This window comes from Mycobacterium sp. NGS22, from assembly GCF_059813095.1.
Genome location: NZ_JCALDY010000020.1, coordinates 1 through 25,027 on the forward strand (window position 1 = coordinate 1; position 25,027 = coordinate 25,027).

The window sequence follows — 25,027 nt, forward strand, 5'->3', positions numbered from 1 at the left end:
TGTACAGCCCGGTGAAGCGCTCGTAGAGACCACCGTTGGGATTGTTCGGGTTGCCGGCCAGGACGAACCTCAGATCGGCCGGGTTGGGTGCCGGTATGGAACCGTCGGCGATGCCGTTGAGGTAATTGGTCACGACGGTGGCGCTTTGGGAAAAGCCGAACACGATGGTCTGGGTGCCCGGCGGTTGAGCGGCGATGGCCTGCCGCAATATCTCGACGCCGCGCGCGATCGACGTGTCGAAGGTGAGGCTGCTCAGCCCGGTTAGGGGCCATCCCTGCTCCGGGGTGGTCAAACCCGTCGGGATGGCGGCAGGAGCGATGGGCGCGATGTAGGTGTGGTAGATGTTCATCACGTAAGCGGGATTCGGAACCGGGTTGCCGGTGCCGCCCATGATCAGGGTGTTCACGCCTGCGAGTGCCGAAACCGCTTCCGGCGCAACGCCGTTGAGCGCCGATGCGTTCCATGCGTCGGCGGCCAGGTAGGAGCCGGCCGCCGTGCTCAAGGTTCGAACGAACAGTTGGTGCACCCTGGCGATCTCAGCGCTGAGCGCCTGATAGTCCTGTCCGAACTCGGCGAACAGTGCCGCGACCCGGGTCGACACCTCGTCGGCGGCGGCGGCAATTAATCCGGTGGTGGGACTGGCGGTGGCCGCCTGCACCTCCGCCAGCGACGACTGGATCCTCGCCAGATTCATTGCAGCCGAACGCAAGAGGTCGGGTTCGACGGTCAGCGCTGACACATGCCCTCCTGTTTCTCGGCGCACCCCGACTCGTCCGGCGCCCAGGTGCTGGGCATCAGTGGCTCGCGCGCACCGCCACCGAACGCGTCACCGGTGAGCGTGGCCAGCCCCGCGGCTTCACCACCGGCCGTCCGCCGGGTGGCTCCCGCGAACCCCAGCGGACCTGCGCCGCGATCGGAGCTGACGGCGGCGTCGGGGTCGGAAACGGGCTCGAGGTCCATGTATTCGTAGCCGCGACCCTTTACGTCGACCTTGGCGCGCCGCTTACGGCGTTCCCGCGCTTTGTCCGCTGCGGAAGCCGCTGCCGCGGCCGGGGCCGCCGCGACGTCCGGCCGCGAAGCCCTCTTCTTGACGACAGTTCGGGTGCCGGCCGCGGAATCCATTCTGCCCGTGCCGCTGAGATAGGGAAACTGCCCGGGACCCGCGCCCGGCGGTGGCGATGCGCCCGCAACGCTCGATGCGATCGGAGCCGCAGCCGGCACCGGGGCTGCCGGCGCGACAACCTGTGCCGGTACGGCCGGGCTCGAAACGGCTACCGTCGCAACCGGACCCGGCATGGTGGCGGGGTTCGCGGCAAGCACGTCGGTGGGACCCGGGACTGATTCCATACCCGCGTGCACATGCAGGGCTACCTCGGCGATACCCAGCGCGCCACCGGTGCCGAGGAGGGCGGGGCCGACCAGCAGCGGGCTCAGTCCGGCCGCCAGCAGTGGAAAGGTGACCAGAAACTGGATGACCTGGATGGACAGGTCGTAGCCGATCGCCACACCACCGAAGGCGTAGGCCGCGAGCAGCAACAACGGGTTGTCCCCGGCCGCATTGAGCAGTCCCTGCATCAGCGCGGGATAGCCGCTCACCGGCGACGACAGGTCGGCGATCTTGGTGACGAACCACGTCATCGGATCGGTGCCCGGGGGGACGCTGAAGATATACGAGACCAGGTCGCCACTGTCGCCGCCGACGGTGTTGAAGACCCGCTCCACGGCGGCAAGGAAATCGGTGATCGTCGAAAAGGGATCTCCGGCTGCTGCGGCCGGTTCTGCTTTGACGATCTGTGGTGCCGCGGTCGCGTCCGGCGACGCGGCCACCGCCGCAGCCGAGACCCCTTCATAGGCGCTCATGGTGGTGGCGGCCTGAATCCACATTCGCGCGTAGTCGGCCTCGTTCAGCGTGATCGGGATGGTGTTGATCCCGAAGAAGTTCGTCGCCACCAATACGCCGTGGACGGCATGGTTGGCTGCCAACTCGCCCAGCGTAGGCATGGCGGCCAGGGCCGCGGTGTAGGCGGTGGCCGCGGCCTCGTGCCGGGCGGCGGTCGCGGCGCTGTCCGCGCCGGCCTGCACCAGCCAGGCCAGGTAGGGCGCGTGGGCGGACACATACGACTCGGCGCTCTGGCCCTCCCAGGCGCCGCCGCGCACCCCGCTCAACAGCGCGGTCAACTCGTCGGCGACTTGGGCGTACTCGGTGCTCAGCGTGCTCCACGCCGCGGCCGCAGCCAAGAGTGGACCCGGCCCCGGACCGCTCGACAGCAATGTCGAGTGCAGTTCCGGCGGGGAACCCATCCAGACCGTCATCGGCGGCTAGGCCGAGCGCTGGACCGACCGCAGGCGTGCCGCATCATGAGGCACCAGCTCTCTCCGGGGTGCTCCGCCCCGGGTTAGCAGGATGCGATGACGTGAGTGTCCTGGCTCTCGGATCACCGCTCGCCTCGCCTTCCAGCCAATGGCCGTGGCTTGTGAGGGTCGCTCCCCGATGACAGTGGCGGGACCGCGCCGGATTCGCACCGGCTTCCTGCATCATCATCGCCGTACAGGCGACATTGTCGCACTTGAGTCGGCCGGCGGATCGCACTTCGCAGAATCAAAGTCACCCCTGCAGAGCACCTGTTCCCCCGACCATAAACCTGGCGGGAGAGCTAGGCGGGCAATTTGCCACAATCCTGCGAATAATTTGCATGTAGTTGGCCGCCGCTCGGCGCTGGTGTTCGGCGTAGCAGTATTGCGCGGGTCGGCAGCACGAGCGTTGCGACGGAGGAAAAGCGTGCGACGAGACAGTCCAGCGGGACCCGGGCGCCCCCCGGCGATCCTGCGGTCGGCTCGGCCGACACTGGTCGCGTGCGCGCTACTGGCGGCGATCAGCGCACTGGCCGGCATGGCACCACTGTTCGTCGTCGTAGAGGTGAGCCGGCGCCTCCTCGCGGGTAACACCGACGTCTGGCCGATCGTCGTGGTGGCGGTCATCGCGCTGGCGGCAAAGCAATTGGGTGTCCTGGCCGCCGGGGTGATGACACATCTGGCCGACATCCGGGTGTCGTTCCGGATCCGTCGGGAGTTGCTGGCCAAGTTGAGTCGGGTGCCGCTCGGCTGGTTCGGCGAGCGCAACTCCGGGATCGTCAAGAAGGCCGTCGAGGACGATGTCGCGGCCCTGCATCGGCTCGTAGCTCATTCGATCGTGGAAGTCAGTGCGGCGGCGGTGCCGCCCGTGGTGGCCTTCGGGTACCTGTTCGTCCTGGACTGGCGGATGGCGCTGGTAACGCTGCTGCCGGTGTGCGCCGGGCTGGCGGCGTATCAGCGCGCGGCGGCCAGTGCGGGAACCAAGTATCCGGAGTACATGGACTGGTTGAGGCGGCTCAACAGCGCGGCCGTGGAGTTCGTGAACGGCATCGGTGTGGTGAAAGCCTTCGGCACGCCGGGCGCGACAAGTCGCCGGTTCCGGGAAGTGTCCCGCGCGTTCGCGCACTTCTTCCTCGACTGGGCCAAGTCCACCAGCGTGGCCAGCGTCACGGCGGAAATCCTGCTGTCGCCGCCCAGCATCCTGCTCGCGGTCGCGACGACCGGCGGGATCTTGACCGCCAACGGCGACCTCCCACTGCAGAACTTCATCGCATTCGCCGTGTTCGGCACCGTCATCACGTCGAACTGGATGACGTTGCTGATGTCGATACACCCGTTGGTCACCGGGTTGCAGGTGTCCCGCGAGATCCGGGAAATGCTTGGGACTGCGGAACTTCCGGTGCCGCACCGCCCGGCCGAACTCGATCCCGCGACACCGGGCCCGGTGGTGCGGCTGCGCGGGGTGCGCGTCACCTACGGCGACACGGTCGCCTTGAGCGGGATCGATCTCTGTCTCGAGCGGGGCACGATCACCGCGCTGGTGGGTCCGTCCGGTTCCGGAAAGTCCACCCTGGCCAAGCTGTTGCCGCGGTTCGACGATCCGTGCGACGGGGCGGTCGAGCTGTACGGGGTCGACCTGCGCCGGATCGACCCGGCGACGTTGTATCGGCACGTCGCGTTTGTCTTTCAGGACTCGCACCTGTTGTCGGCCATGAGTATTCGCGACAATATCCGGTTGGGCCGTCCCGACGCCGACGATCAAGCCGTGCGGGAGGCCGCCCGCCGGGCGCAGATCTTGTCCAGGATCGAGATGTTGCCGCGCGGATTCGATTCGGTGGTCGGCGAGGACGCTGCGCTCTCGGGTGGTGAACGGCAGCGCGTCTGTATCGCCCGCGCGATCCTGGCCGACCGCCCGATCCTGGTCCTCGACGAAGCCACCGCCAGCGCCGACCCGGAAAACGAGGCCCGGATCCAAGACGCGCTGAGCGCGGTCGCCGCGGACCGGACGGTGCTGGTGATCGCGCACCGGCTCAGCACCGTCCGAGGCGCCGACACCATCGTCGTCCTCGACGGCGGCCGCATTGCCGAAACCGGCAGCCACCCGGAATTGTTGGGGCACAACGGAATCTATGCACAACTGTGGAGACGGGAACGCGAGGCAGAACGTGGTGTCGCCGAGCAGTTGGAGGCGCGGCGATGAGCACGATCATCCGTTACCTGTTCGACCTGCTCGATGACCGCGGCCGCCGGCAGCTGCGCACCATGCTCGTCGTGCAAGCCGTGCAGGGAGTGCTGCAAGGTCTGGGTTTCCTGTTCGTGGTTCCGTTGCTCGGCGTCCTCTTCGAACGACCGGTGCGCGGGGGCGATCTGTGGTTCTGGATCGCGGCCATCTGCGTGACCGTGGTCGCCCATCACGGGTTGCTGGCCTGGAGCACTTCGCTGGGCTATCGCGTCGGCACCGACGTGCTGACCAATTTCCACGATCGGATCGGAAACCATCTGGCCGCGTTGCCGATCGGCTGGTTCGGTGCCGACCGGACCGGGCCCATCGGGCGTCTGGTCGCCAAGGATGCGACGGATCTCGCCGATTTCCCGGCACACCTGCTGCGGTACCTGGTCGTCGGCGTGAGTGCGCCGGTCACGCTGATCCTCGGTAGTTACCTGAGCGACTGGCGGATCGGGTTGGCATTGACGCTCGGCGCGGTGCTGTGTGTGCTGTCGTTGCGGATGTTCATGTCGGTCGTGCACCGCAACGACGACCAGTACGAGCACGACATCGGCGTCACCGCGTCCCGGATCGTCGAATACGCCCGGCTGCAACCCACGCTGCGCGCCTACGGCGTGTTGAGCCACCGCGAACTCGGCACGATCGAGGATTCCCTTGTCCGGCAACAACGCTCGCAATCCCGGCTCACGATCCGCGGAGCGTGGGGTCTGATCGGGTGCTTCGGCACCATGCAACTGGTCGTCACCGCGGTGGTGGCGCTGACCGTCGTTCTGACGCTGCGCGGCGACGTCGCCCTGCCCACCATGATCGGTCTGCTGATCGTCACGCTGCGGATGATCGACCCGTTGTCTCAGCTTGGCGACCTTGCCGGCCATGTCCAGGTCACCGCCGACGCGATCGTCCGGGTGCGCGACTTGCTGGCGGTGCGGCCGCTGCCCGAACCCGAGCAAGGTGCGGCACCTGCCGGCACCGGCATCGAATTGCGGGACGTCCGTTTCGGCTACGACGGTGTCGAGGTGATTCGTGGTGTGAACGCCCGCATTCCCGCGGGCAGCCTCACCGCGATCGTCGGGCCGTCCGGGGCCGGAAAGACCACGCTGCTGCGGTTGATCGGCCGCTTCTTCGACGTCGACGACGGCAGCATTTCGATCGGCGGCCGCGACGTGCGTGAACTGGGCACCGGTACGGTCGCCCACCTGACCGCACACGTCTTCGAAGACGCCTACCTGTTCGACGCCACCATCGCCGAGAACCTGCGGATGGCCGATCCAGAAGCCAGCGCGGCCGAGTTGGATCGCGTGGCCGCGATCGCGCGCCTGGACGAGGTGATCCTGCGGTTGCCCGGTGGCTGGGAGGCGCGCGTCGGCGAGGCGGGATCGGCACTGTCGGGCGGGGAGCGGCAGCGGGCGGCCCTGGCGCGTGCGCTGCTGAAGAGCGCGCCCATCGTGCTGCTGGACGAGGCCACTGCCGCGCTCGACGCGGTCAACGAAGCCGCGGTCGCGGCGGCGATCCGGGAATTGGCTCGGGAGCGGACAATTGTCGTTGTCGCACATCGACTTTCGACGGTGATGGACGCCGACCAGATCCTGGTCCTCGAAGACGGCCGCATCACCGCGCGCGGCCGCCACGAGGAGTTGCTGTCCGCCGGCGGCACCTATGCCCGGTTCTGGGCGCAACGATTGCGCGCCCGCGGTTGGCAACTAACGCGGTGAGAGCCGGAACAGGTTGAACTTATAAGTGTCGACCATCGCAGGGATCAGCCGGGCCAGGACCGGCATCCCGTAACGCCGTAGCGGGGGCCAGGTTTGGGCGACGGCGGGCTGGGGTTTGGCCAGTGTTCGCGTGTCGAGCAGTTCGAGACCCTCGATGCCGCCGGGGTCGTCACAGACCCATTGCAGCCGCGCCTTCACCTGCGCCAGCGACTTGTTGCGGTCCTGGTTGCCGACCATGCGTTCGCCCGCGGTGTCGAAAGCCAACTGCGCGCCCGGAAACCGTTGGGACAGTTCGGCAACAGCGCGACGCACCTCGTCGCCGTCGAGGTAGATCAACACGGCTTCGCTCAGGAACAGGTAGGGTCCCGCAGCGGCGGCGACCGTGTCGAACCAGTCGCTGTCGAGCACCGAACCGGCCAGCATCCGGTAGCGGTCGCTGTCGCGAAAAAATCTGCGGCGCAACGCGATGCTGTCGGGAAGGTCGATGTCGAACCAGTGGACGCTGCCGTTGTCGAGGCGGTCGAACCTGGTGTTCAGCCCGGTGCCCAGTTCGACCACGGTGCCCGCCGGGTGCTCGCGCAGGAATTGGGCCACCCAACCGTCGAAGATCGAGGATCGATACACCGATCCGGACAGCGACGATCCGCCGAATCCGCTGAAGTCGTAGTCGATCGCGGCGACGAGTTCGCGCGCCCGCTGGTCACCGAGCACCGGACGACGCGACGCCGCGTCGCACGCTCGCGCGTACAGCGGAATCAGCAGTGTCTCTTGGATGTCGCCCAGGCCGGGAGCGGTCTTACTCATCGCGCCGCCTTCCGTGAACGTTTCGTCGCGCCTACCGGAGGCTACCGCCCAGGGCGTGTCCGAGGAGGTCGAGGAACCCCGCGGCGGCACCGATCGGACCGATGCCGATGGCGGGGATCTCGATTCTGCCGCCGGCGAAGTCGTCGGGCGGGAAGAAGTCCAAATCCAGTCCCAGAGCGTTGAACGCTGAGCCGCCGGTCCCGTGATACAGCGGTCCGCCGGGACCGTCGACCACCTGACCGGGGCTGAACAATCCGCCGAAGGCGACGCTGAGGCCGCTGAGCTTTTCGGCACCGGCGGAGCCGCTTTCGACGAACGGGTTGAAGATCGGCGCCAGCGGGTCGAGGTTGAGGGTGGCGCCGTTGAAGAAGGCGTTGACGACGCCGGCGGGTGTGTCGATCAAGTGGCCGAGGGCGGCGGTCGCGTTGCCGTTGGTGAGGTCGGCGAAGATGCTGCCCGCGCTGTTCCACAACGCCACACCCGGGCTGACGAACGGGCTGACCGCACCGAGCAGCACACCGCTGAACGGGGACGAGGCGAAATTGAGCACGGTCGAGAGCAACAGACCGTCCGGACCCGACGGGATGTAGCCGTCGCCGAGCAGCCCGGTGTACACCTGGACGTGCGCATCGTCGACCGGGACGATTTCCGGGGGTATGACGGTCCCGTTGGTAGCGGTCGTGACGCCGCCGAGGGTGTGGCGGATGACCGCCTCCGCGACGTCCTGGGGTGAGCCGACCAAGAAGACCGATTGGGCCGCGGTCGTCAGGTTGCCGAAGAACGCCGCGGGGTTGGTCGTCAGCTGCCGCAACCCAGTCGCGGCACCGCCGGCGAAGGTGCTCAGGCTCTCCCGGGATGCGTCGACCAGTGTCAAGGCATTTCGAGCAGTGGTGGTGAACGTCTGTCGCCACGGCGCGAGCGGGTCGATGCCGGCGACGGCCGCGGCGTTGGCGGCCTCGGCCGCGGCGTAGCTGCCGGCGCTCGCGCCGAGCAACCTGACGAACTCGCTGTGGAAGGCTTGCGCCGTAACGCTGACGGCCTGGAACTCCCGGCCGAAGCTGCCGAACAAGGAAGAGATCGCCACCGAAATCTCGTCCTCGGCGGCCGCGGCGATCCCGGTGGTCGGACCCGACACGCTCGCGGCGGCATCGGACAGGGCCGACCCGAGACCTGCCAGGTGCTGAGTTGCGCCGTGCAGCAACTCCGTTGTTGCGGTCACAAACGACATGAGGCAGATCTCCTCGGGTACTCAGGACGGCAAGAGCGGGACTGCGAGTCTGCGTGTTCGGGGTGCTCGAGCCGAGTCTGACAACGAAGTAGCGCACCCCGGGTGGGGCCCAACTTCGAACTTGTCGCCAGCGCCACCCAGAAACCCGTCCTGCGCATGATTTGCATGTAGTAATTTGCACCCAGGGTTACCGCTTGTCAACTCTCGCGAGGCGCGTCGCGGGGTGTCGTGTGGTAGGGCTGAACGTGTCCGAAATCGGCCGGCTCGTCTGTCTTCGAGGCTGACCAGAGGAGTGCAACAGTGGCGTTCGCGGCGACGGGACCCCCGCAGTCGGCAACCGCGGTCGACCCCTCCGGACCGATGTCCAGCGCCCCCGGGGTGGCCCGACGCGCGAACGAGGTGATGGCCGACATTGCGGCGCGACGGCCCGATGCGGTCGCGCTTCGGATGGTCGACGCGACCGGACGCGACGTCTGGACATACCGGCGGCTGTGGGACCGTGTCCGGCGGATCCGCGACGGTGCATTCGCCGATCTTCCGGCCGGGTCACGGGTGGTGATGGCCCAAGCCGGTGACGCCGACTACGTGGCCGGGTTTCTGGCCGCAATGGACGCCGGGCTGGTACCGGTGCCGCTGTATCTGCCGACGGTCGACGCGCCCGAACGGTTTCTGCAGCGCGCCCGGCACATTCTGCGTGACTGCGCGCCCTCGGCCGTCTACACCAGCGCCGAACTCGTCGATGTGCTGACCGGCGATCCGCTGCTGGACGGGCTGGCGCTGCGGACTCCGGACTCCGCCGTCGACGCCAAGAGGCGCGCGCCCGACGGACCCGGACGGGTCGCGTTCCTGCAGTACTCGTCCGGGTCCACCGGAGAGCCGAAGGGGATCGTCAACACCCACGAGTCGATGCTGCATCAGCTCGACATCGCGCGGCTGCTGTGGAACCACCCCGAGGACATCCACACGGTCAGCTGGCTACCGCTGTACCACGATCTCGGCATCTTCTGGGGCACGCTGTTGGCGCTGGCCACCGGTGGGACCGCGACGCTGATCCCGCCGGTGGAATTCGTGCGCAACCCCCGCATCTGGTTGCAGACCGTCCACGAGGTACGCGGAAACTGGATCGCCGCACCGGATTTCGGATACCGGCTGTGCCTGGACGCGTTCGACGAAACGACGATCGAGTCCCTCGACTTGTCCTGCCTGCGGTTGGCGATCAGCGGTGCGGAGCCCGTCCGTGCCGCCACGTTGCGTGACTTCGCCGCCAAGTTTCGCCCGGCGGGCCTGCGCGATGACGTGCTGTCGCCCCAGTACGGACTCGCCGAGGCCGGTCTGGCCGTATCCGGGACACACCACCGCCGTCCATGGGTACAAGCCGATTTCGATGCCGAGCAACTGAACCGGGGCCGGGCGGTCGAGGTCACCGCGCCCGCGCCGGACCAGCGCACCCACACCCTGATCAGTTGCGGCAACAGCACATTGGGCTGGGAGGTGCGCATCGTCGACCCCGACCGCCGCGCCGTCCTGCCCGACGGCGCAGTCGGCGAAGTCTGGGTGAGTGGCACCGGACTGCCGGACGGCTACTGGCGCCGGCCGCGACAAACCGCGGAAACGTTCGGCGCCACAACCACCGACGGCCGCGGGCCATACCTGCGCACCGGTGACGCGGGATTCCGCAGCGGCGACGAACTGTACATCTGCGGACGCTACCGGGATCTGATCATCGTCGGTGGCGGTAACTACTTCCCGAACGACCTCGAGTCGACCGCCGAACAGGCGCGTTGCGGCATCGCGAGCGGCGGCGCCTGCGCCGTACAGCCCGAAGGCTCCGAGCACTGGTGGCTGGTGGCGGAACCCGACGTTCCCGCAGCAGATCTCGCAGATTTCAGCCGGGTGCTGCGACGCAGGATTCTCGCGGTGCACCAGACCGCGCCGGAGCGCATCATCTGGGTGCACTCCCGCGTCTTGCCCAGGACGACGTCGGGGAAGATCAGGCGCCGCAAGACGCTGGACATGCTTGACGCCGGCGAATTCGAGATCGTGCAAGAGCTTTCGGTGTCGTCGGAAGCCGAACGTCCGGTGTCCGAATTGGCCGGGTTTGTGGCGGGATTGCTTGGTGTGCAGACCCTTGGCGCCGATGTCGATCTGATCGGGCTGGGGCTGACCTCGATGATGACCGCTCAGGTTGTCGAATGGGCGGCGACCCGGTCCCGGCAGCTGGACTTCGCCGCCCTGTACGCCGAACCGAAGTTGGGCAGCTGGCAACGGATCTACGACACCGCCCCCACCTTGCCCCCGCCGCGATCTGCCGCATCCGACACCCTCGCTACCACGGCGCTGCAACGCGCCTACTGGATCGGCCGCGGCGCGCAGCAGCCCCTCGGCGGGGTCGGCTGCCAGACCTACTTCGAACTCAGCGGCGCGACCATCGACCCGGGCCGGCTCGACACCGCACTGAGCGCACTGGCACGCCGGCATCCGATGCTGCGCAGCAGCTTTCCCGATGCCTCCCGATGCCGCATCGCGCCCGACATCATCCACCCACCACTGCGGGTACACGAACTCACCGATGCCACGCAGCTGGCCGAGATCCGAGACCGATTGCGCAGCCACAAGTTCGACGTCGAGCGCGGAGACACCTGGCGGGTGGAACTGACCCGCCTGCCTGACGGGTGCATCCTGCACTTCGCCGTCGATCTCATCATCGCCGACCTGACCAGCATCGGTATTCTGTTGCGCGATCTGGCGGCCCTGTACCGCGGCGACGAATTACCGCTCGTCCCTTTCGGTTTCGGTGTGCCAACATCGGCGCCGGCGTTGTCGGGTGCCGTCGAGCCGCTCCCGGAGGGGCCGCAGCTGCCCCGGGCCGACGAACGCGCAATCTCCTTCCGCCGCCGGCAACACCTGGTGCCCGCCGACGAGATCGCGGCCCTCGACCGGGCCTGCGTGCGGCACGACGTGACCCGTGCCGCGGCGTTCCTGGCCGCCTATGCAACAGTGCTGGGACACTGGAGCGCCACCGACGACTTCCTGATCAACGTGACGACATTCGGCCGCCCCGCCGACATCCCCGATGTGGTCGGCGATTTCACCAAGACCCACCTCTATCGCACGGGACCGGATCGGCCGACCGCATTCGCCGCCGCCGCGCGAGGCGCCCAGCACGGCCTGCGCGCGGCACTGCGCGCAGCCGAATCCACCGCACTGCTGGAGGCTCAACTGCGGGCGGGAACCGGCCACAGCGGCCTGGCACCCGTCGTGTTCACCTATGCCGCCGACACCACCGTGCTGCGCCAAAGCGACATGGCGACATTGGGATCCGTGGGCGAAGTGACCTCGATGACTCCACAGGTGATCATCGACAACCAGATCGGCGCGCTGGGCGGGGACCTGATCGTGTCGTGGGACTACCGCGCGGGCTGCTTCCCACCCCATGTCGTCGACGACATGTTCGACGCTTACGTCGGCCTGCTCCGAAGTCTCGGCACCCGCGACTGGTCCGCGCGGGTCACCATCGATCTGCCGCAACGGTCCCGACTGGTCCGCCGACGACGCAACGCCACCGCCGCGCCGCGGCCACCGGGCCTGCTCCACGACGCCTTCCGGCAACAGGCCGAGCGGGATCCGGACCGGGTCGCATTGCGCTGGGCCGCAGAAGAATTCGACACAGACGACGATCCGATCGCCCGCTCGTCCACCTGTATGTCCTACGGTGCGCTCGACGAACAGGCGCGACGGGTCGCCGGGGCGCTGGCCGTCCGGCACGCGCCCGGGGACGTCATCGGCATTCAATTACCCAAGGGCCCCGCCCAGGTGGTCGCCGTGCTCGGAGTGTTGATGGCCGGCTGCAGCTACCTACCGGTCGGTGTGGAGCAGCCCGCCGAAAGGTTCTCCCGGATCCGTTCGCTGTCGGGTATGTCGGGGCTGATTCGGTCCGAGGACATCGAGTCGATGCTCCGCTCCGCTCCGGTGCAGCCGGTTACCGTGCACCCGGACGACACGGCCTACGTCATCTACACATCGGGCTCCACCGGTGCACCCAAAGGCGTGCTGATCTCGCATGCGTCGGCGCTGAACACCGTCGTCGACGTCAACCGCCGCAACAGGATCGGGGACACCGACACACTGCTTGCGGTGTCGGCGCTGGACTTCGACCTCAGTGTCTACGACATCTTCGGCCCGCTCAGCTGTGGCGGCGCCGTCGTGGTCATCTCGGAGAAGTCCCGCCGCGACGCGTTCCGCTGGAACGCGATGCTGACGGAATTCGGCGTCACCGTGTGGAATTCCGTGCCCGCCCTACTCGACATGCTGCTGATCGCGGCGGGGGACCGCGCCGCGGCGATGCCCGGTTTGCGGACGGTGTTGTTGTCCGGCGACTGGATCCCGCTGGACATGCCGGACCGGTTGCGCCGGGCGGCGCCGGATACCCGCCTGGTCGCGATGGGCGGTGCGACCGAGGCCTCGATCTGGTCGAACGAATTCGTCGTGTCCGACGTCGACCCCGACTGGGTTTCCGTACCTTACGGATATCCGTTGTCCAATCAGAGATTCCGGGTGGTCGACGAATCGGGTGGCGACAGACCCGACTACGTCGCAGGAGAATTGTGGATCGGCGGGGCGGGTCTCGCGCGCGGCTATCACCATGCGCCCGAAATGACCGCCGAGCGGTTCGTGGCCGACGAGGCGGGACAGCGCTGGTACCGCACCGGTGATCTCGGCTGCTATTGGCACGACGGCACATTGCAATTCCTGGGCCGCATCGACGCACAGGTCAAGATCAACGGCCACCGCGTGGAATGCGGCGAGATCGAGCACGTGCTGCGCGGATACCCGCAGATCGAGGCGGCCGCGGTGGTGCCGATTCACACCAACACCGCGCTGGGCGCCGTGCTGGTCTGCAGCGCCGAATTCACCGATGCGGAAGTGGCGGCGCTGCGCCGGTACCTCGCGTCCCAGCTGCCGCAGTACATGATCCCCAAGTCCTTCGTCTGCCGGGCCGCACTTCCCCTCAGCGACAACGGCAAGGTCGACCGTCGTTGCGCCGCACTGGAAGTCGAGACCTTCGCAGCGGTGTCGACCGACCCGACGGGCAGCGGGTTGAGCGCGGTCGAACAGCAGGTGGCCGACGTGTGGTCCGAGGTGCTCGGCACCCCGATCACCCGGCGTGATGACAACTTCTTCGCCCGCGGCGGCGACAGCCTGCGCGCCACCCAAGTCGCCGCGCAGCTGCGCCGACGAGGGGTGCTCGGCGCAGACGTGGCCCAGCTGCTCGGCCGGCAGACCCTCGGTGAGTTCAGCTCGATCTGTGTTCTCGGTCAACGGCCGATCCGAGACCACGTGGCGGCGAGCCGAAGCGAATTCCCGCTGACCCGACTGCAGCAGGCGTATGTGCTGGGCAGCGCCGGGCTGCGGGGGAGTACCCGCGCACCAACCTCTTTCGCCGTCGTTCTGGAGACCGACCGCGTCGAGCTGGATCGCTTCGCCGCCGCCGTCAGCCGCTGCATCGACGAATTCGCGGTGCTGCGCTGCGCATTGGAGTCCGACACCAGCCAACGCGTACACGCCGACGTCGGACCGGCGGCCCTGGTCACGGTCGCCGGGTCCGACCCGGACGCGTTGCTGCGCCACATGGCGGACGAGTCGTCCGATCCCCGGGCGGTCCCGGCGATCCGGTCTTACGCGCTGTCCGGCTCGTCGCGCCATGTCGGTCTGCTGGTCAACTACCTGAGCCTGGACGCCCGCAGCCTGGCCACCGTGATCGCGACGATCGTCGCCGACTATCAACAGGATCAGCGGCCGCGACCGGTCGATCCGTCCGTCGACGTCTTCGCGCGCTTCGTCACCGAAACCATGCCTGTGGCCGAGGAATTCAGTGCGCCGCCGGTGCTGCCGCTTACCGGCCGTGACGCCGCCACGGCGACCCGTTTCGAACGTCGCAGCTTCAACCTGCGCCCGCGGGAGTTCGCCGAGCTGCGTGATCAGGCAGCGCAACAGGGCGTGACCCCCACCGCGCTGATCTTCGAAGCGTTCACCGACGCGCTGCATTCGATCGGCGCGGGCGAGCAGTTCGCCGTTGTCGTCCCGGTCTCACACCGACCCGACTATGCGCCGACCGATCGCGAGGTGCTCGGCAACTTCACCCGATTGGCGCTGTGCGACACCGATTATCGCGTCGTTCAGCCGGGCTCGCCGGAAGCGGTAAGCGCCGCGCAGCAACAGCTGTGGCGTGCGGTCGGCAACAGCACGGATGCCACCGGCCAGCTGGCCGCGCTGCGCTCGGCCGATTCGACCGGTTATCCGGTCGTGTTCACCAGCACGCTGGGCCTCATCCCGGCTGGGCGGGCAGAGCTGGTGAGTGTCCGCTCGTTGACCCAGACACCCGGGATCTGGTTGGACTGTCAGGTCGAGGACGACCAGGGTGGTGCCCGGATCAGCTGGGACATCGCGGCCGGTATGGTGGCCGATCAACCGCTGGCGGCGGCGTTTGCACATTTCGAGCGCGCGGTGCGCCGGCATGCCGGTCAGGTCGAAGAGGCCGTCGCCGAATCCTGCTGGGCCGCTGCGGTGATTGCCGAAGCAGCGGGTCTGTGTGACTCCGAGCGGATCCGCCCGGAGTATGCGCAGTTGGTGCGACGCTGGCGGGAATACGCGCCGAACCCGGCGCACGACGTGCGGCGGGCGTCGCGGCGACTGGCCGATATCGTCACCGGAGCGGCGTCACCGCAGACGCTGATCGGCGACCCGCAACTCGCCCCCGAGGTGATGCTGCTGGCCGACGAGCGGCTGCAACGGGCCCTCGACGAGCTGACCGAACGCATCTTCGGGCATGCCCGCCGACTCGGCCGCCGGCTACGCCTCCTGGAAATCGGCTCTCGGACCGGGCTGATCACCCGACGAATCACAGCGTCGGTCGGTGCGGTCGCCGACGAATACTTCTGCTACGAACCGAATCCGGTGCTGGCCGAGATCGCTGCCGGCCGAGAACTGCAGACCGTGCCCGTCACGTCACCGAGCAGCGCGCCCGCCGTGGACGTCGTGCTCTGCTGCGGCTCGTTGCACCAACTGCCCGAACCCGCGACGATCCTCGATGCGCTCACGGTGACCGAGGGCGGCTGGCTGTGGGTGGCCGAGGTCTGCGAAGTCACCCCCGCGACGCTGGCCGGCGCCGCCGTGCTCAACCCGACGCTGCTCACGCGGGGCTCGTTGCACGCCCCGGACCAGTGGTGGCGGTTCATCGCCCAAAGCCGTTGGCGGCCAACGCAAATGGTGCAGGACGGCCCGGGGCTGACGCTCGTCGCCGACCAGCAGCCGCGGCTGCCTCGACCGCAAGCCGCGGACCTTGCCCACCGGGTACAGCCAAGGGCCGTCACGAAGACCGTCACTGGCGCTGACGAAGCCGTGCTGGCCCAGATAGCCGGGGTCTGGCAGCGGCACTTGCACATTGCCGCGGTGCCCGCCGCCACCGACGACTTCTTCCTGCTCGGCGGCGACAGCCTGGTGGCGACCCGGGTCTATGCCGAGCTACGCGCCGCCGGGTTCACAAGGCTGGCCCTCGTCGACCTGTTCAACTACCCGGTACTCGGTGAACTCGCCGCGCACGCCGGCGTACCCGCAGCGCCGCAACCGGTGCGGCAGACACCCCGGCCCCAGGCCGACCAGGGTGCCGAGTTTCCGCTGACCGCCGTGCAGCGGGCATATCTGGCCGGACGGCAGGGCGGGTTCATGCTCAGCGGGGTAGCGGCGCACTGTTACTTCGAGTTCGAGACAACCGGGTTCGACCGGCCGAGATTCGACGTCGCCGCACGTCGACTCGTCGCGCACCACCCCGGACTGCGCACCACGGTGGCAACCGCGACGACGGCGATCGTGCACGCGGCGCCGATCGAACCCGTCGTGCACGACTACGACGACGTGCGGGCACGAATGCGTGACCAGGTGATCGACATAATGACGCGACCCGGGATCGACTTCGGCGTGCAGGTGGGCAACGGCGGGCGCAGCATCGTGGGTATCAGCATGGACAACGTCATGCTCGACGGGACCAGCATGATGATCGCGCTTGCGCAGCTGGATTATCTCTACCGCGGCGGCACCAGCGACCAATTGCCGGCGTTGAAGACGACTTTCGCCGACTACCTGCGCACCCATCCCGAGTTGTCGCCCGACGCGGACGAAACCGCGTTGCCGCAGCTGGCCGCAAGCCGTGACTACTGGCGGGCGCGGTTGCCGACGCTGCCGCCCGCGCCCCCCTTGGCGCCCATGTCGGTGCTCTTCGACGTCGGCACACCGGTGTTCGAACGAGTGGAAGCCGTTGTGGCCGCGCCGGACTGGCAGCGCATCGGTGCGGCTTGCCGGAGTGAACAGGTCACCCCGGCCTCGTTCCTGCTGGCCAATTACGCCCGAGTGCTCGCGCAGTGGACGGCCACCACCCACTTCTGCGTCAACGTCACCTTGTTCGACCGCGACCCGGGTGTTCCCGGGATCGAGGACGTCATCGGTGACTTCACCTCGCTACTGCTGGTGGAATGCAATGTCGATGCGACCCTGTCGATCTGGGAGCAAGCCCGTCGGCTGCAGCGGCAACTGATCACCGATCTGTCGCACCGGGTTGCGGACGGGATATGGCTGCAGCGCGAACTGCTGCGCCACCACGGCCGGCCGTCGGACGCGGTCTTCCCGGTCGTGTTCACCAGTGGACTGGGCCTGCTCGATACGGTCGCCGCATCGGGATTCGATTTCGGCGCAATGACATTCGGCCTCTCTCAGACACCGCAGACGGTGCTCGACTTCCAGATGTGGGAGAAGGCCGGATCGCTGGCACTGTCGTGGGACTTCGTCACGCAGGCGATCCCCGCGGAGGTGGCGCGGCGCAACCTCGAGGCGATGGTCAGCGCCATGGTGGCCGCCGGCGCCTACGGCGTGTCGGCGCCGAACGACCCGGGCGACGAGTTCGACGAACGCGTGTTGACGATTTGCGCTGCGGCGCTGGGCAGGCCGCGGGTCGATTCGCGCGACAACTTCTTTCAGCTCGGCGGTGACTCGGTTGCCGCCACGCGAGTGGTCGAGCAGTTGAGCCGGGAGGTGTCCGGCACGGCGACGCTACGGCTGCTGTTCGAGCATCCGGTGATCGGGGACTTCGCCCGCAGTCTCAGGACGGCTCTGGCGGCGAGCGCAGCCGAGGCGGACTTCGAAGAGGGCGTGCTGTGAGCGTTGCCGAGCTGATCGACCGGGTGCGCCGCGTCGGCGTACAGCTCTGGGTCGACGGCGAGAACCTGCGTTTCCGGGCGCCCCAGGGGGTCCTCGGCGCGGATCTGAAGGCGCAACTGTCCGCGGCCAAAGCCGACGTCATCGCGGCGCTGACGAGCGAGACGGAAGTGGTTCGGGCGCCGCAGGACAGGTTCGAGCCGTTCCCGCTGACCGACGTGCAGGCGGCCTATGCGGTCGGCCGCACGTCGGCGTTCCGGTGGGGTGGTGTCGGCTGTCACGGCTATGCGGAGTTCACCGTGGACCGCAGTGTCGCGACACCGAGCGCCGAGTCCTATCGGACCGCGTGGCGCAAGGTCGTCGAGGCCCACGACATGTTGCGCTGCGTCGTGCACCCCGACGGCTACCAGGTCATCCAGCCGGACCTGGCCGACGGCATCGCCATCCGTGAGAGCACCGACAGTCGGCACATCGCCGGCGAACGCGCCCGTGTCGCCGACGAACTCGCGCAGCGCACCTACCCGCTGGGTATGGGCCCGATGTATGACGTCGTGGTCACGATCGGCCCGGAAGACACCGTGCTGCACGTGTCGGTGGACCTGTTGATCGCCGACTTCGTCAGCATCTTCCTCTTGATGACCGACTTCGGGCACTGTCTGCTGGACCCGGAATACACTCCCCCCGCAGCAGGTTTCAGCTTCCGCGACTACCTGCTCAATGTGATCCGTTACCGTGAGTCGGCCGCCGGATCGCACCGGCGGCAACGAGACCTGGACTACTGGCGGGCCCGGCTCGACCAGCTGCCGCCGCCGATTACGTTGCCGCTGTTGCCGTCCGCGCCCGAGGCCGAAGTAGCGCCGAGCTTTTCGCGACGGTCGATGCGGTTGCCGGCAGACGAATTCGCTGCCTTCACCCGGCACGCGACCGCACACGGCGGCACCGCCAGCGTCGCGATCGCCGCCGCGTTCAGCTCGGTGCTGGGCCGCTACGGTGACCGCGACCACTTCTCGCTGACCCTGACGACCATGACTCGTCAGCTCTTCACCCCCGAGGTCGGCCGACTGGTCGGGGATTTCACCGGCACCAGCATGCTGGAAGTCGACGTCGGCGGGCAGCGCACGTTCGCCGAATTGCTGCGCGTGATCGGCGGCCGGTTGTTCGACGATATGGATCATGCCGGTGTCAGCGGGGTGGACGTCGCGCGCATGCTGGCGCACGGTGACGAAACCCGCGGCGAACTCTCGCCCGTCGTGCTCACCTCCACGCTGGGTGCCGGCGTGAGCGCCGAATCGTCGTTCCTGCGTCCCATACCGGGCCGGGGACTGAGCCAGACCCCCCAAGTGCTGTTGGATTGCCAGGTTTTCGCGCTCGACGGTGCCTGCGAGATCAACTGGGACACCCGCGACGACGGGATCGCCCCCGAGGTGCTCGACCGCGCGTTCGCCGACCTTCGCACCGTGCTGGAAACCCTGAGCACCGACCCGCCGGCCTGGGACCGGCCGGTGCTGCCCGCAACCGCGCCGGCGCCCACCTCAGTGCGGGCTGCGCCGAACGCCCTGCTGCACTCGGGGTTTCTGCAGCACGCGGCCCGGACTCCGCAGGCGGTGGCGATCAGGCACGGGGATCAGTCCACCACCTACGCACAATTGCTATCCGCCGCTTCGTCGGTCGCCGCCGAATTGTCGGCGGCCGGTGTGGACTCCGGTGATCATGTCGCAATCCGCTTGCCGGAAGGGCGAACTCAGGTGGCGGCGATCCTGGGCACCATGCTGGCCGGCGCCGCCTACGTCCCGCTGGACGTGACGTGGCCGGAGCACCGGATCGCGCAGCTCAGCGAACAGTGTTCACCCGCTGTGGTGTGCGAACCCGGCGGACCGATCGAGCGGTTGCTGGCCGACCCGGCAACCTGGCTGGCCCGGACGGCGCCCCCACCGGATCGGGCGCAACCGGACGACACTGCCTACGTCATCTTCACGTCGGGATCGACCGGAATCCCCAAGGGCGTCATGGTGAGTCACCGCGCCGCACTCAACACCGTGGCCGACGTCAACGATCGGCTGGGCATCTGCGCGACCGATGCGGTGCTCGCGGTGTCGCAGCACACCTTCGACCTGTCCGTCTACAACATCTTCGGGATACTGGGCGCCGGGGGCACCCTGGTGTTCGCGGCCGGCGGTAACGATCCGCAAGCCTGGCTCGACGCGATCTCGGCACACGGTGTCACCGTGTGGAATTCGGTTCCCGCGCAGATGCAACTGCTAGTGGACCACGTCGACCGGCGGACGACGTTGCCGTCGCTGCGCCACGTCATGCTGTCGGGGGACTGGATCCCGGTGTCCCAGCCCAAACAGATCGCCGCGTTGGCGCCGCGGGCGGCGATGCTCAGCCTCGGCGGGGCGACCGAGGCGGCGATCTGGTCGATCTGCCACCCGATGCAGGCACGACGGTACGCGCGCAGCGTCCCGTACGGTACCGCGATGCGCAACCAGAGTGTGCATGTGCTGACCCACCGCGGCGAGCCGGCCGCACCCTGGCAGGTCGGTGAGATACACATCGGCGGAACGGGTCTCGCGCAGGGTTACCTCGGCGATCCGGCCCGCACCGCGGCAGCGTTCGTCACACACCCGGTCAGCGGCGAGCGACTGTACCGGACCGGCGACTACGGCAGGCTCATCGACGACGGCGTGATCGAACTGCTCGGCCGACGCGACAATCAAGTCAAGATTCGCGGCCACCGCATCGAACTGGCGGAGGTGGACTCGGCACTGTGCAACCTGCCGGGAGTGCGGACCGCGATGAGCACGGCGCTCGGTCAGGCACCGCAGGATCGGATCCTCGCGGCCGCGGTGGTCCCCGACGCCGCAACCGACGACGAGTTGTCCGAACGCCGTTGCCGCGCAGCGGCGATCCGGCGCGACATGGAAAAGGCACACCACCACCAGATCGCCGACCTGGACACCGGGGCGATCCTGCGATTCGCTGCCTCGGCCCGGGCGGCCGCACTGGACAGCATGTGCGCGGTGCTGGCCACCGCAATGGGCCCGCGCGAACGGGTCACCGTCGACGAACTGGCGCGCCGGCTCTCGGTGCCCGACCGGCTGCAGCGGCTGTTCCATCGCTGGCTGGACGCGCTCGCCGACGAGAGGCGCGTGACGCGACACCCGGGATGCATCCTGGAACTCGAAGATTTCCAAGAACTTTCGGACTGTGCTGTGGCCTGGCAGCGGGCACGCGAGTTGGGTGCGGCGGTGGACTACGGCGACGACCTGCTGGCATATGTGGGCGAATGCATCGAGAACCTTCCCGGGTTGCTCGCGGGCACCGTGGATCCGCTCGGGTTGTTGTTTCGCGAGGGGACGGTTGACACCGCGACGGCCGCCTACCGCGACAACCTGCTCAGCCGGTACACCAACAGCCTGGTGGTGTCCGGCGTCGCAAGCCGCGCGAGCCACGCAACGCCGGAGCGACCGTTGCGGGTACTGGAAGTCGGGGCCGGTGTCGGCGGCACCAGCGCGGGACTGGTGACCGCGCTCGCGCCCTACCCCGTGCGCTACACCTTCACCGACGTGTCGAACTTCTTCCTCGTCCGCGCCCGCCAGCAGTTCGCCGAGCACGACTTCATCGACTACCGGATGTTCGACGTCAACCATTCGGCCGCAGAGCAGGGCTTTCCGCCCGGTTCGTTCGACGTCATCGTCGCTGCCAACGTGCTGCACAACGCAACAAACATCGACACCACACTCAACCGGCTGGACCTGCTCCTGGCACCCGGGGGAGCGCTGGTCTTCATCGACGCCACAGCGGTCAACCACCCGCTGATGATCTCGATGGAATTCAAGGAGGGCCTGCACGGCTTCACCGACGCGCGAGCCGGGACCAACGCCGCGTTTCTGTCATATACGCAGTGGCGCAACGCTCTCGACCGGTCGCCGTTCGGTGAAGTGCAGACCTTCCCGCCCCCGGATCACCCGCTCGGCTGGCTGGGTCAACACGTCTTCTGGTGCGATACCGCCTCCACCGCGCACGCGCTGCGGCCGGCGGACGTGACCGAGCGGGCAAGGCAGGTGCTGCCGAGTTACCTGGTGCCGCAACAGATCATCTGCCTACCCGCATTGCCGCTCACCGCCAACGGAAAGATCGACCGGACGGCGGTGACGGCAGAACTCGAGACCCTTCGATCCGCGGGTCGCGCCGGTGGTCTGGCGACTGCGGGACGACCAGAAGACCTGGACGGCATGCAATCTCGCATCGCGGGGATCTGGGGATCGGTGCTCGGACTGGAACGTCAAGCTCTGACGCCGGCCTCGGACTTCTTCCTGTTGGGCGGTGACTCACTGCTGATGGCGCAGGCGATCGCCCGGATCCGTCGCGAGGTCCCCGAAGCCGCCGGGTTGGCCTGGGACGATCTGCTGCGGGCGATGGTCTCCGACTCCACCCTCGCCGCGGCCGCCGACGCGGTACGCGCACCGCGTTCCGCGCCGAGCCCGCCGGAGCAGCCGTCGCGCGTCTCGCCCCTGGTTTACCTCGGTGCGGGCCAAGGACTCATCCGCGGTACCGAGCTGGTGGTGTGCGTGCACGACGGCAGCGGGGGACTGGCCCCCTACCATCATCTGATTCCACACCTGAGCGCGGCCGGGATCACCGATCTGTATGGGCTGCAACGGGTTCCGGGGGACGGCTACTGCAGGATCGAACCTGCGGAGTTGTTCACCACGTTGGCCGCGCGATACTGCGCGCCGATCGTCGCGTTGGCACCCCGCAAGGTTCATCTGCTCGGCTACTGCATGGGGGGGTTGCTGGCCGCCGAGATAGCCAAGTGCCTGGAGGAGTCGGGCATCGACATCGGCACCGTGACCGTGGTCAGCTCCTACCGCGTCCCGATGGACGTCGAGGACGACGACGTGCTCGATTACTGTTTTGCGCAAATCCTCGGCGTGGCACCGGAAGTCCTCGGTCTGCAAGTCGACGACCACGCGGTCCGCGGCGCGTTCGCCCGCGCCCGCGCCCGCTACGCCGACGTGATACCAGCTGGCGCCCTGCGCAGCGTCGCCGAACCCGTGCTCGCGGAATGCCTGCAGCGCAGCGCGCAAGCCGGTGACCCGAGGCTCGAGCTGCTGGCCGAATCCGGCGTGCTGGGTGAGTCCTGGGACGTCGAGTCTCTGCGCGAACTGCGCTCGAGCTTCGTGCACAGCCTGCGGGCCGTCGTGCACGGAGCGGCCGAGCCGTTCCTCGGCGACATCCATTTCCTGCGGCAGCGCGGCGACATCCATTTCCTGCCGACACTGCAGGAAGACATGACCGCGTTCTGGGCGGACTACTGCCTGGGCGAGTTGACCATCAGCGACATCGACGGCAACCACTTCGACTGTCTCACTGGCGACAACGCGCGGTCCGTCGCCGCGATGTTGGTGGACTCGTGGACGCCCGGCCCGTGAAACGGGTCCTGCTGTTCGGCAGTACCGGCGCGGTCGGCCGCAGTTGCCTGGACGTCCTGACACGGGACAGCGACACCTCGCTGCTGCTCGCCGGTCGTGACGAGGGACGGCTGCGCGAGGCGGGATCCGATGTCGACACGGCCGTGGTCGACCTCACCGACCTGTCGGCGGTGGCGGACGTCGTCGCGGGGTGCGATGTCGTGATCAACTGCGCCGGGCCGTCACGACAACTCAGCGCTCAGGTGGCCGCTGTCGCCGTCGCAGCCGGGGTGCCCTACGTCGACCCGGGTGGTGACTCAGCGCTGCTCGACCGGCTCACGACGGCAACGGTTCCCATCCTCCTGCAGACCGGTGTGCAGCCCGGGTTATCCGGATTGTTGTTGCGGTTGCTCGACGGGCGACAACCGGTCACCGTCTGGTGCGGCGGACTGCAACCGCTGACCGAGGCGTCGGTGCTCGAATATCTGGCCAGCCTGCACGACACGGACAGCCACCCCGGCGCCGCCCTCTGCGACGGGGTGGTCCGCCGGATCGGCCGTAGCGAGTGCGAGCCCGCCCCAGCGGGGTTCTTTCCGGGTTCGGCCAGCGTCCACCCGCATCTGGATGCCGAAACAATAGCCGTGGCAGCGCATCTCGACATCGGCAATCTGTGTTGGCTGAACGTGTTCGACGGGGCGCACACCACGCGTGCGATGCAGTTACTGGCCCTGGACGACCAACGATCATGCGGCCCGGCGGAGGTGCTGTCGGCGGCCAGATTGGATCTGTTCGGGCGCCGACCGTATTTCGCGATCGTCGCGACCGCGGGCCCGACCACCGTCGCCTTCAGCTGTCCGGACAGCTACCGCGTGACGGGTGCGCTGACAGCCTTCGCGGCCCTGCGGGTCGCAGACATGCCGGCGGGTGCCCGCGCGTTCTGGCGTATCGAGGAGCCCTGGCAGGCACTGAATTTCATGATCGACGCCGTGCCGCAGGCGGAATTGACCTCGGCCGGGGCGCCGCCGCTGATCGAGGAGGGTTGCCTGTGACGCAGCGGCCGCGAGCACTCGTCGTCGGAGCGACCTTCGGTGCGGTCTACGCCGAAGCCTTGACGGCGCCGAGTTCACCGGTCGAGCTGATCGGCTTGGTGTCCAACGGCTCTGGGGCCTCCGCACGAGTGGCGGACGGCCTGGGACTGCGTCTGTATACGGATCTGGACAGTCTGCCGCCGGTCGACGTCGCGTTCGTGGTGGTGCGCGCCGGTGTGGTGGGCGGCGACGGCACCCGGATCAGTGCGCAATTGCTCACCCGAGGCATCCACGTCATGCAGGAACAACCGGTGCACGCCGACGAGATGCTGTCGCTGCTGCGGGTCGCCAAAGCGCACTCGACGACCTACGCCGTCAACGACTTCTACAGCCGCATCGCGCCGATGCGCCAATTCGTCGCCGCCGCACAGCGTCTCGACCGGCTGTCGCCCATCCGCTACGTGCATGCCCGATCGTCGGTTCACGTCGCCTATCCGCTGTTCACCATCCTGAGCACCTTCCTCGGCCCGCTCACTCCGGCACGGATCGCGGTGCCGCAACCCACGGAAGGCCCGCCCAGCGCCTTCGTCGCCGGCCGCGTCGTCCTCGGCGACGTCACAGTGGACGTGCTGATCCAGAACGAACTGTGCGCCGATGAACCCGACAACTTCGCGCGGCTGATGCACACCATCACCGCCGGATCCGATGCCGGCGAACTGGTCCTGGCCCATACCCATGGATCCACCCACTGGCATCGACGCCCGCATGCCGATGCGGGCGCGGCCGAGGTGCCGATCGCCCAACTCGTCGGCACCGCATACCAGCCCACCGCCGCGTGGGTGCGAAACGAGTTGTGGCCGGACGCAATCCGGCTGGCGGCCACTGACTTCGTCGAGTCGATCCGGCGTTCTCGCGGCCTGATCTCGCAGCGCTTCATTCGCGCGGCCCGGTTGTGGTCGGACTTCACCTCCGCCATCGGACCCGCGGCCGCACTGGATCCGACGCCACCGCGAGAGATCACGGCGTCGGAGTTGACGGCGCCGTGACGGTGCCGTCGA

10 protein-coding genes and 1 riboswitch are annotated in these 25,027 nt (G+C 68.1%); of the genes, 6 read left to right on the forward strand and 4 right to left on the reverse strand.

Going from position 1 to position 25,027, the window contains the following annotated elements; translation table 11 throughout:
* Together AC5Y47_RS18425 and AC5Y47_RS18430 are read right to left on the reverse strand one after the other, a co-directional pair.
* Positions 1-739: PE domain-containing protein (locus AC5Y47_RS18425; protein WP_499945675.1), on the reverse strand; the 739-nt coding region annotated here is incomplete at its 3' end.
* Complete coding sequence (locus AC5Y47_RS18430) at positions 727-2,313, reverse strand: PPE family protein (protein ID WP_499945676.1); 1,587 nt, start codon at positions 2,311-2,313, stop codon at positions 727-729. The genes AC5Y47_RS18425 and AC5Y47_RS18430, both read right to left, overlap by 13 nt.
* An 83-nt stretch (positions 2,314-2,396) precedes the next feature.
* Positions 2,397-2,576: riboswitch (cobalamin riboswitch) on the reverse strand.
* A 203-nt stretch (positions 2,577-2,779) separates the two neighbouring features.
* On the opposite strand from AC5Y47_RS18430, the gene AC5Y47_RS18435 reads away from it, so the two are divergent.
* On the forward strand, positions 2,780-4,552 hold the full coding sequence (locus AC5Y47_RS18435; protein ID WP_499945677.1) for an ABC transporter ATP-binding protein: 1,773 nt from the start codon (positions 2,780-2,782) through the stop codon (positions 4,550-4,552).
* Positions 4,549-6,291, forward strand: coding sequence for an ABC transporter ATP-binding protein (locus tag AC5Y47_RS18440; protein ID WP_499945678.1), 1,743 nt, complete (start codon positions 4,549-4,551; stop codon positions 6,289-6,291). Before AC5Y47_RS18435 ends, AC5Y47_RS18440 begins: the two co-directional genes overlap by 4 nt.
* Here the strand turns inward: AC5Y47_RS18440 and AC5Y47_RS18445 are convergent.
* Both AC5Y47_RS18445 and gjpA read right to left on the reverse strand, forming a co-directional pair.
* Positions 6,280-7,095, reverse strand: coding sequence for a class I SAM-dependent methyltransferase (locus AC5Y47_RS18445; protein ID WP_499945679.1), 816 nt, complete (start codon positions 7,093-7,095; stop codon positions 6,280-6,282). The genes AC5Y47_RS18440 and AC5Y47_RS18445 overlap by 12 nt on opposite strands.
* A 31-nt stretch (positions 7,096-7,126) precedes the next feature.
* On the reverse strand, positions 7,127-8,323 hold the full coding sequence (gene gjpA, locus AC5Y47_RS18450) for an outer membrane porin GjpA (protein ID WP_499945680.1): 1,197 nt from the start codon (positions 8,321-8,323) through the stop codon (positions 7,127-7,129).
* Positions 8,324-8,623: 300 nt separating this feature from the next.
* Between gjpA and AC5Y47_RS18455 the strand changes: the two genes are divergently transcribed.
* The 4 genes from AC5Y47_RS18455 to AC5Y47_RS18470 are packed head-to-tail and all read left to right on the forward strand — an operon-like array spanning position 8,624 to position 25,015.
* Positions 8,624-17,530, forward strand: coding sequence for an amino acid adenylation domain-containing protein (locus AC5Y47_RS18455; RefSeq protein ID WP_499945681.1), 8,907 nt, complete (start codon positions 8,624-8,626; stop codon positions 17,528-17,530).
* Positions 17,527-22,962: a non-ribosomal peptide synthetase gene (locus AC5Y47_RS18460; RefSeq protein ID WP_499945682.1), complete on the forward strand. Its 5,436-nt coding sequence runs from the start codon at positions 17,527-17,529 to the stop codon at positions 22,960-22,962. Before AC5Y47_RS18455 ends, AC5Y47_RS18460 begins: the two co-directional genes overlap by 4 nt.
* On the forward strand, positions 22,944-23,990 hold the full coding sequence (locus tag AC5Y47_RS18465) for a saccharopine dehydrogenase NADP-binding domain-containing protein (RefSeq protein WP_499945683.1): 1,047 nt from the start codon (positions 22,944-22,946) through the stop codon (positions 23,988-23,990). The genes AC5Y47_RS18460 and AC5Y47_RS18465 overlap by 19 nt, the downstream gene beginning before the upstream one ends.
* Positions 23,987-25,015: a Gfo/Idh/MocA family oxidoreductase gene (locus tag AC5Y47_RS18470; protein WP_499945684.1), complete on the forward strand. Its 1,029-nt coding sequence runs from the start codon at positions 23,987-23,989 to the stop codon at positions 25,013-25,015. Before AC5Y47_RS18465 ends, AC5Y47_RS18470 begins: the two co-directional genes overlap by 4 nt.
* Positions 25,016-25,027 lie beyond the last annotated feature (12 nt).

Excerpts from the sequence above, each read along its gene's own strand:
- gjpA (WP_499945680.1), bottom strand. The coding sequence starts at position 8,323 with ATGTCGTTTGTGACCGCAACAACGGAGTTGCTGCACGGCGCAACTCAG.
- AC5Y47_RS18440 (WP_499945678.1), top strand. The coding sequence starts at position 4,549 with ATGAGCACGATCATCCGTTACCTGTTCGACCTGCTCGATGACCGCGGC.
- AC5Y47_RS18445 (WP_499945679.1), bottom strand. The coding sequence starts at position 7,095 with ATGAGTAAGACCGCTCCCGGCCTGGGCGACATCCAAGAGACACTGCTG.
- AC5Y47_RS18430 (WP_499945676.1), bottom strand. The coding sequence starts at position 2,313 with ATGACGGTCTGGATGGGTTCCCCGCCGGAACTGCACTCGACATTGCTG.